The organism is Sphingopyxis sp. P1IMeth2 (genome assembly GCF_900185685.1).
Lineage (GTDB): Bacteria > Pseudomonadota > Alphaproteobacteria > Sphingomonadales > Sphingomonadaceae > Sphingopyxis > Sphingopyxis terrae_A.
In genome coordinates this window covers 613205-626432 of record NZ_FYAT01000001.1, presented here as the reverse complement: position 1 = coordinate 626432, position 13228 = coordinate 613205, and the positions used below count along the sequence as shown (strand labels likewise).

Sequence of the window (13228 nt, the reverse complement as noted above, 5' to 3'; positions counted from 1 at the left end):
ATGGGGTATACCGACGGCTTTGTGGTCGCGGTTCCGACCGCCAATCGCGACGCCTATCGCGCGCTCGCCGAAAAGGCCGCGGTCGTCTTTCTCGACCATGGCGCGACGCGCGTCCTCGAATGCTGGGGCGACGATGTGCCCGACGGCAAGGTCACCGACTATCGCCGCGCGGTCCACGCCGGAGCGGACGAAAATATCGTGTTCAGCTGGATCGAATGGCCCGACAAGGAAACGCGCGTCGCGGGTTGGGACAAGATCATGGCCGACGATCGCATGCGGCACGACCCGGCCGACCAGTGTTTCGACGGCAAGCGCATGATCTACGGCGGCTTCGCGCCGATTCTCGACGCCTGACCTCAGCGCCTTTCCTTCCCCAGATGTGACACGGAGAATGATGATGACGAACCCCAAGGGCAGCTTCATCTGGTACGAACTGATGACCGGCGATCCCGACGGCGCGGCGCGCTTCTATGGCGCCGTCGTCGGCTGGACGATTGCGGGCGCCGCCGATCCCGCGGCGCCCGGCGGGGTCGATTATCGCATGATCGGGCGCAGCGACGGCGGCAATGCCGGCGGCATGCTGGCGCTCAATGCCGATATGCTCGCGGGCGGCGCCCGCCCCGGCTGGCTCGGCTATCTCTACACGCCCGACGTCGATGCGGCGGTCGCCGCGATCGTCGCCGACGGCGGCGCGGTCCATATGCCCGCGACCGATCTTCCGGTCGGCCGCATCGCGATGGTCAGCGATCCGCAGGGCGCGCCATTCTATGTCATGAACCCCGTTCCGCCGCCGGGCATGGAGGGCATGACGAGCGACGTCTTTTCGGTGACGGAAGCGCAGCATGTCCGCTGGAACGAGCTGTCGACCGACGACCCCGACGCCGCGATCGCCTTCTACCGCCGCCACTTCGGCTGGGGGCAGGAGGGCGCGATGGATATGGGCGCGATGGGCAGCTACCGCTTCCTGCAACTCGGCGACATCGGCATCGGTGCGGTCATGCCGCGCATGCCGCAGATGCCGGTATCCGCCTGGACCTATTATATCGGCGTCGACGACATCGACCGCGCGCTGACCGCCGTTGCCGCCGAGGGCGGGCAGCTGCTCAGCGGGCCGCATGAAATCCCCGGCGGCGAATTTTCCGCAACCGGGCTCGACCCGCAGGGCGCCGCCTTCGGCCTCGTCGGCCCGCGCCGCTGAACCCTAAAGAAGGGAGAGAGACGATGGAGAATCAAGGACCGACCGGCGGACTGACCCCGCATATCGCGATCGCCGACAAGCGCGCGAGCGAGGCGATCGAATTTTACAAACAGGCGTTCGGCGCCGTCGAACAGGTGCGGATGCCGGCCGAGGACGGCGTGCGCCTGATGCACGCGCATCTGCTGCTTAACGGATCGTCGCTGATGATGCACGACGATTTCCCTGAATATTCGGGCGAGGCGATGGCCGCGCCGTCGGGCGTGACGCTGCACCTGCAGGTCGACGATGCCGACCGCTGGTACGACCGCGCGATCGCGGCGGGCGCGACGTCGGTGATGGCGCCCGACAACATGTTCTGGGGCGACCGTTACGCGCAGGTGAAGGATCCCTTCGGCCACCTCTGGTCGATCGGCCATCCGCTGAAGGGAGACGAATGATGGGCAAGCCCCCCGTGACGCTGTGCCTCTGGTACGACAAGGATGCCGAGGAAGCGGCGCAATTTTACGCCGCGACCTTTCCCGACAGCTCGGTCGGACCGGTTCACCGCGCCCCCGGCGATTTTCCCGGCGGCAAGCAGGGCGATGCGCTGACGGTCGAGTTCACCGTTCTGGGCATCCCGTGCGTCGGGCTGAACGGCGGCCCGATCTTTCCGCACAGCGAGGCCTTTTCCTTTCAGGTGTCGACCGAAACGCAGGAAGAAACCGACCGCTATTGGAACGCGATCGTTGGCAATGGTGGCGCTGAAAGCGCGTGCGGATGGTGCAAGGACAAATGGGGCCTCAACTGGCAGATCACCCCGCGCGTTCTGATCGAAGCGACGACGAGCAGCGACAAGGGCGTGGCGAAGCGCGCCTTTGATGCGATGATGACGATGAAAAAGATCGACATCGCGGCGATCGAGGCGGCGGTGCGGGGCGACGCCGTTGGCGCGGCGTAACCCCTTCCTCTTCGCCTGGGCGCTCTGCGGCACGCTCGACATCCTCTATGCTGCGGCGTGGAGCGTGCTGGCGGGCAGCGATCCCGGGCGGATGCTGCGCGGCGTCGCCAAGGGCCCCTTTGGCGACGGTGCTGCCGACTGGGGCGCGGCGGGGGCGCTCGCCGGGCTCGTCACCCATTACGCGATCATGGCGGCGATGGTCGGCGTCTGGTTCGCCGCGGCGGCGCGAATCCCCGCGCTGCGCAGGCTGTGGTGGCTCAGCGGCACACTTTACGGTGTCATCCTCTATCTGGTGATGAACGCTATCGTGCTGCCACTGCGTTTCGGAGCCCCGTTTCCGCCTGCCGATCTCGCCCGGGGCGCGATCGCATTGTTTCCGCATATCGCCTTCATCGGCCTGCCGCTCGCTTGGCTGTCGATGGAGCAGGAGAATGACCGATGATCCTATATGGCCACCCCTTTTCCTCCTATACGTGGAAGGCGCAGATCGCCTTTTACGAAAAGGAGGTCGCGCACGAATTTCGGGCGATCGAAACCGCGCCGCCCTTCACCAATTATGACGAACTGCGAGCGCATTGGCCGGTCGGGCAGTTTCCGCTGATCGTCGATGACGGGCGCCCGCTGTTCGAGGCGAGCATCATCGCCGAGTATCTCGATCAGCGCTCCGACGCCGGCCCGCGGCTGATTCCCGCCGATCCGCGGGCGGCGCTCGAGGTGCGCTTCCTCGACCGGATATTCGACAATCATTTCCAGGCGCGCTTTCAGGCCGCAGTCGCCGAATATCTGCCCTTCATCACCGAAACGCCCGATCTGGCCCGCGTCGCCCGCGCGCGCGATCAGCTCGAACAGGTCTATGGCTGGCTCGAGGCGCGGCTTGGCGATGGCGACTGGGCGACGCCCTACGGCTTCACGCTGGCCGATTGCGCCGCGGCGCCGGCGCTCTTCTATGCCGACTGGGTGCATCCGATCGATCCCGCCCACGCCAAATTGCGCGCTTACCGCGCGCGCCTGCTCGCGCGGCCGTCGGTGGCGCGCTGCGTCGAGGATGCGCGGCCCTATCGCAGCTATTTCCCCCTCGGCGCCCCCGACCGCGACTGAGCCTCCGCGTTCCGAACTGACTGGGGGCGTCCCGATATGCGGTTAACGCCGCGCTGACGGTGCTGCTTTGCCATTTGGGAAGGGCGCGCGCGCGAAGGCGGGTCGATGGTTTCGCCTGTCGCCCCCGCCGCGCTTGCCCGGACGCTTCTCGTCGCGTTGTTCGCGGCGCTGCTCGCCTTCGCGCCGCCGCAGGCGCGGGCGCAGCAACTCGTGACGGTCACGACCACGGTGACGACCACCGTGACATGGATCGATGACAACGCGTCCGACGCCGGGAATGCGGGCGCCCAATTCGCCGACGATGCGGACGAATTCGCGGCTGACGACGACACCGCCGCCCTGCTCGGCGATACTGCGGTTGCCGGCGAGGCCGATCTGGGCGCGACGCGGCGTTATGCGCCCGGCGCCGGGCTGGCGACGCGCGGCCCGACGCAGGCGCGCTTTGGCCCCTTTGCGGTCGTCAACGGTACGACGGCGCGGATGAGCGGCGATGTCGACGGTGCGACACCGCGCCAGTTCGCCGCGATGCTCGCGGCCTTTCCGGGGGTGAGGCGGCTCGAGATGATCGACTGCCCCGGCAGCCTCGATGAAGAGGCCAATCTGATTCTCGCCCGCGCGATTCGCCGGGCGGGTCTGGAAACCGTCGTCCCGAGCGGCGGTTCGGTGCGGTCGGGTGCGGTCGAGCTCTGGCTCGCCGGTTCCACCCGCCGCGCCGCTCCCGACGCCGAATTCGGTGTCCACAGCTGGGCAGACGAATATGGACGCGAGGCAAAGGACTATCCCGCGAGCGATCCGGTTCACGCCGAATATATCGGCCTCTACCGCGAAATGGGCATGGACGACGCCCATGCGCGCGCCTTCTATGCGCTGACCAACGCCACCCCCTTCGATCAGGTGCGCTATCTGACCCGCGACGACATGGCGCGCTTCGTCCCGCTGAACTGACCCCCGATCAATTTAAATCGTTGCCACCGCCTTCGCGGGAACGACGTGTTTTAGTCTTGTAACCCACCCGCCCGCTCCCCACATCGCCCGGCATGGCAAAGCGCGGCTTATACCAGCGATTGCGATCGAACGCGCAGGTGCGCAGCGCGCTCTTCTGTCTCGGTGGGCTGCTGATGATCGTCGCGGTGCTTATCGGCCCGCTGCCCGGCCCCGGCTTCATCATCCTGTTTCCGGTCGGACTGATGCTTGTCTTGCAGAACAGCGCCTGGGCGAAACGCCGCTATGTTCGCTTCAAGCGGCGCCATCCGCGCTATGGCGCCTGGACCGACCGTGTCATGCGCCGGGTCAGCGCCGCGCGCCGCCGCGCCCGCGCCGCGCTCGAGGCGCTCGATGGGGATTGATCGCAATCGGGCGTCGAGGGCGATTGACTTTCGCCCGACTCTCGCTTATCCGCGCCTCGATCAGCGGCCGCCCTCGCTTGGCGGCCCTTTTTCGTTGCACCGATTGAAGAGAATTTGGGGATACCGCGATGAAGCGCACCTATCAACCGAGCCGCCTCGTGCGCAAGCGCCGTCACGGCTTCCGCGCCCGCAAGGCGACCGTCGGCGGCCGCAAGGTTCTCGCCGCCCGCCGCGCGCGCGGCCGCAAGAAGCTGTCGGCCTAATCGCCGGCGCTTCGCCGCCAGCCCAAAAGGAGCTGGTGCTGGTGCGATCGCTTTCCAAACGCAGCGAATTTCTGGCCGCCAACCGCGGCCTTCGCTTTCCCATGCCCGGCTTTGTCCTGCTCGTGCGTCCGCGCGGCGACGGCGACGATGCGCCGGGCATCGGCTTTACCGTCAGCAAGAAGGTTGGCAACGCCGTCACCCGCAACCGGATGAAGCGCCGTTTCCGCGCGCTCGCCCGCGCGGCGATCCCCGCGCGGGGAATCGCCGGCGCCGACCATGTGATGATCGGGCGGCCGGGCGGCAACGACATCGCTTTTGCCGAGCTGGGTGAGCATCTCGATTCGGCGCTGCAGCGCGCGGCAAGGAAGCTGGCGAAATGACCGGCTGTCCTGCATTGTTGCGATGGCATAGCGTCCAGACATGATCCCGCCCGCCCTACGCCGCAAACCGCCAATCGCGAATGAAGTTGCGCAGTTTTCTGCGGATATGCGCGCCGTACCCCTTCCCGACGCGGGTCATGGCGCGGCAGTTGGTGCAATCGCGTGTGAAGTTGCGCAGTTTTCCGGGTGTTTCCAATGATTGCCCGCTTGCTCATCCTGATCGCCCGTGCCTGGCAATTAGGCCCGTCGCGCATCCTGCCGCCGACGTGCCGCTATGCGCCGTCGTGCAGCGAATATGCGATCATCGCTCTGAAACGCCATGGTGCGATCAAGGGTGGCTGGCTGGCGACAAAGCGGCTATTGCGCTGCCATCCTTGGGGCGGCCACGGCTACGATCCCGTACCTTGATGCGGCATTTCCCCACATTGACCAGAAGAGAGACCGAAGAGCGTGGACGACAAGCGTAACCTGATCGCGGCAATTTTACTGTCGGTGGCGATCCTGCTCGGCTGGAATTTCGTTTCGGAGAAATTCTTTCCCACCCCGGCAAAGCCCGACGTGACCAAGACCGTCGCCGGCGCGCCCGGTGCGACCCCCGCGACGACGCAGGGCCAGCCCGCCAGCGCGCCCCCATCCGGCACGCCCGCGGCCGCGGCGCCGGTCGCCAAGACGATTCTGCCGGTCGAGGCGGCGCTTGCCACGGGCAATCGGGTGCCGATCGAAACCCCGTCGCTCGCAGGGTCGATCAACCTTGTCGGCGCACGCATCGACGACATCACGTTGACCAAATATCGCCAGACGATCGAAAAGAATGCGCCGCCGGTGCGTCTGTTCGCGCCGGGCAACAGCAAGGCCGCCTATTTTGCGAGCGTCGGCTGGTCGGCGCAGGGGATCGAGGTTCCGGGGCCGACGACGCTGTGGGCCGCCAGCGGCACGAAGCTGACCCCGGCGACCCCGGTGACGCTCAGCTGGTCGAATACGACCGGCCAGACCTTCCGCGTCGAGTATAGCATCGACGACAAGTATCTGATCACCGCGAAGCAGACGATCGCGAACGCGGGCAGCGCGCCGGTCGCGGCAAGCAGCTTCGCGCTGATCGACCGCCTCGGCAAGCCGACCGACCCGCACGAAAAGGACAGCTGGACGATCCACGTTGGCCCGACCGGCTATTTGGACGGCAAGTCGGTGTTCGATGTCGATTACAAGAATCTCGATGAAAGCGGCGCCTTCAAATATAATTCGGCGGCGTGGCTTGGCTTCACCGACAAATATTGGCTCGCCGCGGTGATCCCGGCGAAGGGCGAGCGGGTCACCGCGTCGATCACCGCGCCGGCCGCGGACAATTATCAGACGCTGTTCGCGCGCGACTTCAAACAGGTGGCGCCGGGAACGCAGGTGTCGACGACCAGCCGTATCTTCGCCGGAGCGAAGGAAGTCAGCATCTTGTCGCATTATCAGGACCAGCAGGGCATCACGCGCCTGTCGAACGCGATCGACTGGGGCTGGTTCGAATTTTTCGAAGTGCCGATCTTCAAGCTGCTCGACTGGCTGTTCCGCCAGATCGGCAATTTCGGCGTCGCGATCATGCTGCTCACCGTCATCATTCGCGGCCTGATGTTCCCGATCGCGCAGCGTCAGTTCCATTCGATGGCGCAGATGCGCCTCGTCCAGCCGAAGATGAAGGCGCTGCAAGAACGCCACAAGGACGACAAGCCGAAGATGCAGCAGGAGCTGATGAAGCTCTACAAGGACGAAAAGATCAATCCGCTCGCGGGCTGTCTGCCGATCGTCATCCAGATTCCGATCTTCTATGCGCTCTACAAGGTGCTGATGCTGACGATCGAAATGCGGCACCAGCCCTTCGCATTGTGGATTCGCGACCTGTCGGCGCCCGATCCGCTGCACTTCCTGAACCTCTTCGGCCTGCTGCCCTTCACGCCGCCGTCGCTGCTCGCGCTCGGGCCGCTCGCGCTGCTCTTGGGCATCACCATGTTCCTGCAGTTCCGCCTCAATCCGCAGGCGACCGATCCGGTGCAGCAACAGGTGTTCAAGATCATGCCGTGGATGTTCATGTTCATCATGGCGCCCTTCGCGGCGGGCCTGCTGCTTTACTGGATCACCAACAACTGCCTGTCGATCGCGCAGCAGCAGTGGATGTATCGCAAATTCCCGCAACTCCGGGCGGCGCCGGTAAAGTGAGCGAGATCGATCCGGCGGCCGAAGATCGCGGCGAACGCGCCCGCAAGCTGTTTGCGGGTCCGATCGCCTTTCTGAAATCGGCGCCCGCACTCCAGCATCTGCCTGCGCCGAGCGTCCCGGAGATTGCCTTTGCCGGCCGCTCGAACGTCGGCAAATCGTCGCTGCTCAACGCGCTGACCAATCGCAACGGGCTTGCACGCACCTCGGTCACGCCCGGGCGCACGCAGGAACTCAACTATTTCGACGTCGGCAATCCGCTGGTGTTCCGCCTTGTCGACATGCCGGGCTACGGTTTTGCGAAGGCGCCCAAGGATGTCGTCAAGAAGTGGCGTTTTCTGGTCAACGACTATCTGCGTGGGCGCCAGGTGCTCAAGCGGACGCTGGTGCTGATCGACAGCCGGCACGGCTTCAAGGATGTCGACCGCGAGGTGCTCGAAATGCTCGACACCGCTGCGGTCAGCTACCGTGTCGTGCTGACCAAGGCCGACAAGATCAAGGCGAGCGAACTCGCCGCGGTCCACGCCGCCACCGAGGCCGAGGCCCGCAAACATCCCGCCGCGCACCCCGAGGTGATCGTGACGAGCAGCGAAAAGGGCATGGGCATCGCCGAGCTGCGCACCGCGGTGCTGGAGGCGGTGGAGAGTTGACGAAATGTTTCCCCTCCCGCAAGCGGGAGGGGCAGCGAGACTTGCGAGCTTGCTCGCTAGTCGCAGCGGGGTGGGTGATTTCGCGACCGAAGCTCGCTCCGCTCGCGCCCACCCCTGGCCCCTCCCGCAAGCGGGAGAGGAATATGGAGACCGCATGAAACTCTTCATCGGGAACAAGGCCTATTCGAGCTGGAGCCTGCGCGGCTGGCTCGCCGCCCGGCACAGCGGTCTGCCGTTCGAGGAAGTCACCGTTCCGCTCTATGACGAAGACTGGAATCGCCGCCGCGAGGGCGATGAATTCGCGCCGTCGGGGGGCAAGGTGCCGATCCTGTGGGACGGCAATGATATCGTCGTCTGGGACAGTCTGGCGATCATCGACTATCTCAACGAGAAAACGGACGGCGCCCGCGGCTATTGGCCCGCCGACATGGCGGCGCGCGCAATGGCGCGTTCGATGGCGGCCGAAATGCATGCCAGCTTCTCGGCGCTGCGCCGCCACCACAGCATGAACATCCGCCGCATCTACCCCGCCGCGGAGCTGTTGCCCGAGGTGCAGGCCGACGTCGTCCGCATCCTCCAGATCTGGGCCGAGGCACGCGCGCGGTTCGGGGGCGAGGGCGATTATCTGTTCGGCGACTGGTCGGCCGCCGACATGATGTTCGCGCCCGTCGTGACGCGCTTCATCACCTATTCGATCCCGTTGCCGCGCTTTGCCCTGCCTTATTGCCAGGCGGTCGTCAGCCATCCGCATATGCAGGAATGGATCGGCGGCGCGCAGGCCGAAGACTGGGTCATCGAACAGTTCGAAGGCGCGCAGCAGGACTGACGCACCGACACAGCAGCGCGCTCAGAAACTCTGCTCGTCGTAGATTTTCGACAGGTCGTGATGCCAGGCACCCTCGTACCGGTCGAGCAGGTCGTGGGCGGGCGATTTGCCGCTCTTGGCGATACGCCGCAGCGGTTCGAGGAAGCCGACCTCGTTATCGCCCATCGAATTGACCTCGCCGCGCGCCGCCAGGCCTGCCGCCGCGATGTCGAGGACGCGGTGCGCGAGTTCGCCGAGCGTCCCGCCGCCGGGTGCCGGCGCGTCGAGGCCCTCGCTGGGCACCGCATCGCGCAGCGCCTGCTGTTCTTCGATGCTCCAGCCCTTGACCAGATCCCATGCGGCATCGAGCGCCTGACTGTCGTAGAGCAGCCCGACCCAGAGTGCAGGCAAGGCGCAGATTCGGTTCCACGGGCCGCCGTCGGCGCCGCGCATTTCGAGGAAACTCTTCAAACGCACTTCGGGGAAGGCGGTCGAGAGATGGTCGTTCCAGTCGGAAAGCTGCGGCAGTTCGCCCGGCAGGACCGACAGCTCACCCTTCAAGAAATCGCGGAAGCTGAGACCCGCGGCGTCGATATATTGGCCGTCGCGGAAGACGAAATACATCGGCACGTCGAGCATGTAATCGACATAGCGCTCATAGCCGAAGCCATCCTCGAACACGAAGGGCAGCATACCGGTGCGCGCCGGATCGGTGTCGGTCCAGATATGGCTTCGGTACGACATGAAGCCGTTGGGGCGGCCCTCGGTAAAGGGCGAGGAAGCAAAGAGTGCGGTCGCGAGCGGCTGAAGCGCTAGGCTCACCCGGAACTTCTGCACCATGTCGGCCTCGCTCGCATAGTCGAGGTTGGTCTGGATGGTGCAGGTGCGCAGCATCATGTCGAGCCCCATGCTGCCGACGCGCGGCATATGGTTCAGCATGATCTTGTAGCGGCCCTTGGGCATGATGGGCAGTTCGGCGCGCGTCTTGTCGGGCCACATGCCGACGCCGAGGAACCCGAGCCCGAGCTCGGCGCCGACTTCCTTGACCTGCTTCAAGTGCCGGCCGGTTTCGGCGCAGGTCTGGTGCAGATTTTCGAGCGGCGCGCCCGACAGTTCAAGCTGGCCCGCGGGTTCCAGGCTGACGGTGCCGTCGCTGCCCGCGAGCGCGATGACATGGCCGCCCTCGATCACCGGCTCCCAGCCGAAACGCGTGAGCGCCATCAGAAGGTCGCGGATGCCGCCCGGTTCGTCGTAGCTCGGTGCCCGGTGATCGCTCGTACGATAGACGAATTTCTCGTGCTCGGTGCCGATCCGCCACCGCTCCTTGGGCTTTTCGCCCTTGATCATGGGGGCCGCGAGCTGGTCGCGGCTTTCGATGATGGGATCGTTTTGATCTGAAACCTGCCGCGTGCTCATGGCAGCGCATGTAAGCGGCCTCGCGGCATCTTGGAAGGGGTCAGTTGACGGTTACGTCGAAGACCGTTGCAAAGGCGCTGCCGGGGCCAAGTGCCGCGGTCGAGGCCGACACCGTTGTCCCCGCGATCGCGGCGCCGAACGGGTCGCTTTCGTCTGCCCCCGTGGCATTGTCGTCTTCCACGGTTGTCGCCCCGGCACAGCTCGTGCCGCTGCGCAGCGAACCGGGAACGAAGCTGGTCGTCGCGGGCAGCGGGTCAGCGACGTAGATCGCTGTCGCAGTCGCGCTGCCGCCGTTGGTCACCAGCAGGCAATAGCGCATGGTGGCGCCGGGAATCGCCTTGGGATTGGTCGTGCCGTTGACCGCGTCGCTGACGATGCTGCTCGTCTTCGCGATCAGCAGATTGGCGACCGGACGGCAGAAATTGATGTCGTGAATCGCCATGCCCTGCTGCCCCGGGTTCGCCGGGGCAAGGCTGTGGCTGCCATATTCGATGGTGATGGTGTCGACCGGCGCGGCAAAGGTGACGACGACATTGCCGTTGGCGCTGCCGTCGGCGGAGGTCGCGTCGCCATAGGCGCTGTTGCCGACGACATAATTGGCGACGCCGTTGGTCAGCGTTGGATAGACGGTGGTGCCGTTGAAGCTGCCGGTGACGGTCACGCGGTCGGCGAACTGGCCCGAGGCATAATCAATGTCGAACAGCGTGAGCTGCGCGCCCGGCACCGCGGTCGGCAGGTTGATCGTCGACGTGACGACCCCCGCCTGGCTTGTGAAGTCGACGATCTCGAAGATCGAATTTTGCGCAGGCGACAGCCCGCCGGTGACGACATTCTGCCGCGTCGGCGACTGGCCGCCATAGGTGGCGTTGCTCAGAAAGCTGCCGCCGCTGATCGCGATGTTGAAGTTTATCGTCCCGATGGCGGTCAGCGCATAGCTGCCGCTCGTCGTGCCGGCAGACCAGCTCACGCTGTCCCAATCGTGCAGCGTCGATCCGGCCGGGCAGATCAGCACCGGCGCCACGCCCGCGACGCGGCTGCCCGAGACGGTGAAACTGGCTGCGGCATAATCATCTTCGCCGGTCGCGCCATTGCCCGGCGTCGAATCGATGTCGGGAGCCGAGGAGGCGGTGATTTCGGCGCTGTTGAGGATCGTCGCACCCGATGTCGCGTTGACCGTGCCGCTGATCGTCAGCGTGCGGGTCGCACCCGGCGGGACGCTGCCGACCGTCCAGACGCCGGTCGTACTGTTATAGCTGCCGAATCCGGCCGCGTTCGTGAAGTTGAAGCCCGCAGGCAGCGTATCGAGCACGGTGACGCCCGTCGCGGTCGCCGGCGATCCGCTCGCATTGGTGACGGCCAGCGTATAGCTGATGCTCGATCCCGTCGCCGGGGCCGCGCTGCTGACACTCTTGGTAAGCGACAGATCGGCATAGTTGGCGGGCAGGCTGGTCAGATACAGGTCGGCGCGGACGAAATTGCCATTGTCCGCCTGCGGATATTGATCGCAAATCTCGAGCCGCCATGTACCTTGCGCATTTTCGCCGTTGAATGCCGACAGCGGCGAATTGGGGCTGAAGTCATGCTGATAGGGCGGCGCGCTGGTCGAATGGGTTACGGTATTGCCGTCGGTGTTGACCGTCTGGACGCCGCCGTCGTTCAGCCGCACGTTGAAATTGTCGCCCGAGATATTGTTGGTGTCGCCGTTGACAAGCTGGACCCGCGTGCCTGCCGGCGATTGCAATGTGATCCTGAGGTCGCCGCGCCACGTATGGGTTGCGAGGACGCCAAGATCGACGTCACCGACGATATAGCTTGTCGATACCGTGAAATTGCGGACGAGCGGCGACGAACAGGGGGCGCTGCTGTTGATCGCGCCGCCCGTCGTGTTGCTGTATGTCGTGGTGGTCTGCGCATAGGCAGCGGGTGCAACGACGAGCGTCATCGCCAGCCACAGGAACATGGTCCATGCCCTGATTGGCAGCGTCCGCTGGCCCCCACGCCAGCGTCCTCGGCTTTGGTCCCGCCGTTGCATGGCGACCCTCTGCCCGCGACATCCCTAATTTGGAGTTAATAACTGCCAGTTTGGCAGCATTCTTGTTTCAGTATGAAACAGCTTCTAGCCGCCGCGCCAGTCGCCATGCTGCGCCATCCATAGCGCCGTTGCTGCAATCGCGGCGGTTTCGGCCCGCAAAATACGCGGTCCAAGTGCGATACGCTTCACGGCATCATGGTCGCTCAGCATCGCGCGTTCGCGGTCGGTGAAACCGCCTTCGGGGCCGGTCAGAATGGCAGCGGGGGCGGGCGCCGCGACCGCAGCGAGCGGAACCCCGCCGGCTTCGTCGGCGAAGAGTAGCGTGCGACCCACCGGCCAGTCTTTCAACAGCTGCGGCAGTTTGGCCGGATCGGCGAGGTCGGGGAGCGCGGTCCGGCCGCATTGTTCGCAGGCCTCGACAATCTGTGCAGCGAGCCGCTCCTGCTTCACGCGCTCGACGATCGTGCGTTCGGTGATGACGGGCTGGAGCCGCGCAACGCCGAGCTCGGTTGCCTTTTCGATGATCCAGTCGAGCCGCGCCTTTTTCACTGGCGCGAAGCAGAGCCAAAGATCGGGCACGCGTTCGATCGGGCGCATCTGGTGTTCGATGCGGATCGAAAGCGTCCGCCTCGACGCCTCGGCGACCGCGCCGAGCCACTCGCCGCTGCGATTGTCGAACAGTAGCAGCGGATCGCCCGGTTTCGCGCGCATGACGTTAAGCAGATAATGGGCCGCCGCTCCGTCGAGCGCCACCATCGCGCCGGCGGCAAGCGGCGTGTCGGTATAGAGTCGGGGCGTGCTGGCGGGCGGCCATGCAGGTGTCGCGGGCATGGCTGGGCGATAGCAGAGGCACAATCTTCGCGCATCTTTTGCTTTGCACGGTGCCGATTGTTCCGTTTCGGGCCAG

The 13228-nt window shown here is 65.4% G+C and carries 17 protein-coding genes; 14 read left to right on the top strand and 3 right to left on the bottom strand.

The genetic code is table 11. The annotated features are described in order from the left end of the window. The 14 genes from P1IM2_RS18815 (at window position 1) to P1IM2_RS02800 (ending at window position 8894) form a co-directional block, all read left to right on the top strand. Window positions 1–354 carry a DUF1428 domain-containing protein gene (locus tag P1IM2_RS18815; RefSeq protein ID WP_254535940.1) on the top strand — a complete coding sequence of 118 codons (354 nt, stop codon included), beginning with the start codon at window positions 1–3 and terminating at the stop codon, window positions 352–354. Window positions 355–397: 43 nt separating this feature from the next. Further along, window positions 398–1198, top strand: coding sequence for a VOC family protein (locus P1IM2_RS02860; RefSeq protein WP_186401652.1), 801 nt, complete (start codon window positions 398–400; stop codon window positions 1196–1198). Between the two features lie 23 nt (window positions 1199–1221). Beyond that, complete coding sequence (locus tag P1IM2_RS02855) at window positions 1222–1635, top strand: VOC family protein (RefSeq protein WP_062901245.1); 414 nt, start codon at window positions 1222–1224, stop codon at window positions 1633–1635. After that, window positions 1632–2135: a VOC family protein gene (locus P1IM2_RS02850; protein WP_217372946.1), complete on the top strand. Its 504-nt coding sequence runs from the start codon at window positions 1632–1634 to the stop codon at window positions 2133–2135. The genes P1IM2_RS02855 and P1IM2_RS02850 overlap by 4 nt, the downstream gene beginning before the upstream one ends. Next, window positions 2122–2577 (top strand): hypothetical protein, encoded by a 456-nt coding sequence (locus tag P1IM2_RS02845; RefSeq protein WP_062901243.1) that lies wholly within the window; start codon window positions 2122–2124, stop codon window positions 2575–2577. The genes P1IM2_RS02850 and P1IM2_RS02845 overlap by 14 nt, the downstream gene beginning before the upstream one ends. Further along, a complete protein-coding gene (locus P1IM2_RS02840) occupies window positions 2574–3233 on the top strand; it encodes a glutathione S-transferase family protein (RefSeq protein ID WP_186401372.1) in 660 nt (219 codons plus the stop codon). Before P1IM2_RS02845 ends, P1IM2_RS02840 begins: the two co-directional genes overlap by 4 nt. Window positions 3234–3338: 105 nt before the next feature. Next, window positions 3339–4178, top strand: a complete 840-nt coding sequence (locus P1IM2_RS02835; RefSeq protein WP_186401371.1) for an alpha/beta hydrolase — start codon at window positions 3339–3341, stop codon at window positions 4176–4178. Window positions 4179–4270: 92 nt separating this feature from the next. After that, entirely contained in the window at window positions 4271–4579 is a 309-nt protein-coding gene (locus tag P1IM2_RS02830; protein ID WP_234179337.1) for a PGPGW domain-containing protein, read from the top strand. 128 nt (window positions 4580–4707) lie between these two features. After that, on the top strand, window positions 4708–4842 hold the full coding sequence (rpmH, locus tag P1IM2_RS02825; RefSeq protein WP_003046693.1) for a 50S ribosomal protein L34: 135 nt from the start codon (window positions 4708–4710) through the stop codon (window positions 4840–4842). Window positions 4843–4883: 41 nt separating this feature from the next. Next, the gene (rnpA, locus tag P1IM2_RS02820; RefSeq protein ID WP_062901240.1) at window positions 4884–5222 is read left to right on the top strand and encodes a ribonuclease P protein component; all 339 of its coding nucleotides are present in this window, start codon (window positions 4884–4886) and stop codon (window positions 5220–5222) included. Between the two features lie 195 nt (window positions 5223–5417). Further along, complete coding sequence (yidD, locus tag P1IM2_RS02815; protein ID WP_003046687.1) at window positions 5418–5630, top strand: membrane protein insertion efficiency factor YidD; 213 nt, start codon at window positions 5418–5420, stop codon at window positions 5628–5630. Window positions 5631–5672: 42 nt separating this feature from the next. Then, window positions 5673–7421 carry a membrane protein insertase YidC gene (gene yidC, locus P1IM2_RS02810; RefSeq protein ID WP_186401370.1) on the top strand — a complete coding sequence of 583 codons (1749 nt, stop codon included), beginning with the start codon at window positions 5673–5675 and terminating at the stop codon, window positions 7419–7421. After that, window positions 7418–8068 (top strand): ribosome biogenesis GTP-binding protein YihA/YsxC, encoded by a 651-nt coding sequence (yihA, locus tag P1IM2_RS02805; protein WP_003046680.1) that lies wholly within the window; start codon window positions 7418–7420, stop codon window positions 8066–8068. Before yidC ends, yihA begins: the two co-directional genes overlap by 4 nt. Before the next feature lie 154 nt (window positions 8069–8222). Then, window positions 8223–8894, top strand: a complete 672-nt coding sequence (locus tag P1IM2_RS02800; protein WP_062901238.1) for a glutathione S-transferase family protein — start codon at window positions 8223–8225, stop codon at window positions 8892–8894. Between the two features lie 21 nt (window positions 8895–8915). On the opposite strand, the gene P1IM2_RS02795 is transcribed toward P1IM2_RS02800, so the two are convergent. The 3 genes from P1IM2_RS02795 to P1IM2_RS02785 all read right to left on the bottom strand — a co-directional run bounded on the left by P1IM2_RS02795 (window position 8916) and on the right by P1IM2_RS02785 (window position 13152). Beyond that, window positions 8916–10289, bottom strand: coding sequence for a glutamate--cysteine ligase (locus tag P1IM2_RS02795; RefSeq protein ID WP_186401369.1), 1374 nt, complete (start codon window positions 10287–10289; stop codon window positions 8916–8918). Window positions 10290–10329: 40 nt separating this feature from the next. Beyond that, a complete protein-coding gene (locus tag P1IM2_RS02790) occupies window positions 10330–12249 on the bottom strand; it encodes a proprotein convertase P-domain-containing protein (RefSeq protein ID WP_186401368.1) in 1920 nt (639 codons plus the stop codon). Window positions 12250–12405: 156 nt separating this feature from the next. Continuing rightward, window positions 12406–13152, bottom strand: a complete 747-nt coding sequence (locus P1IM2_RS02785) for a 16S rRNA (uracil(1498)-N(3))-methyltransferase (protein WP_186401367.1) — start codon at window positions 13150–13152, stop codon at window positions 12406–12408. Window positions 13153–13228: the final 76 nt, after the last annotated feature.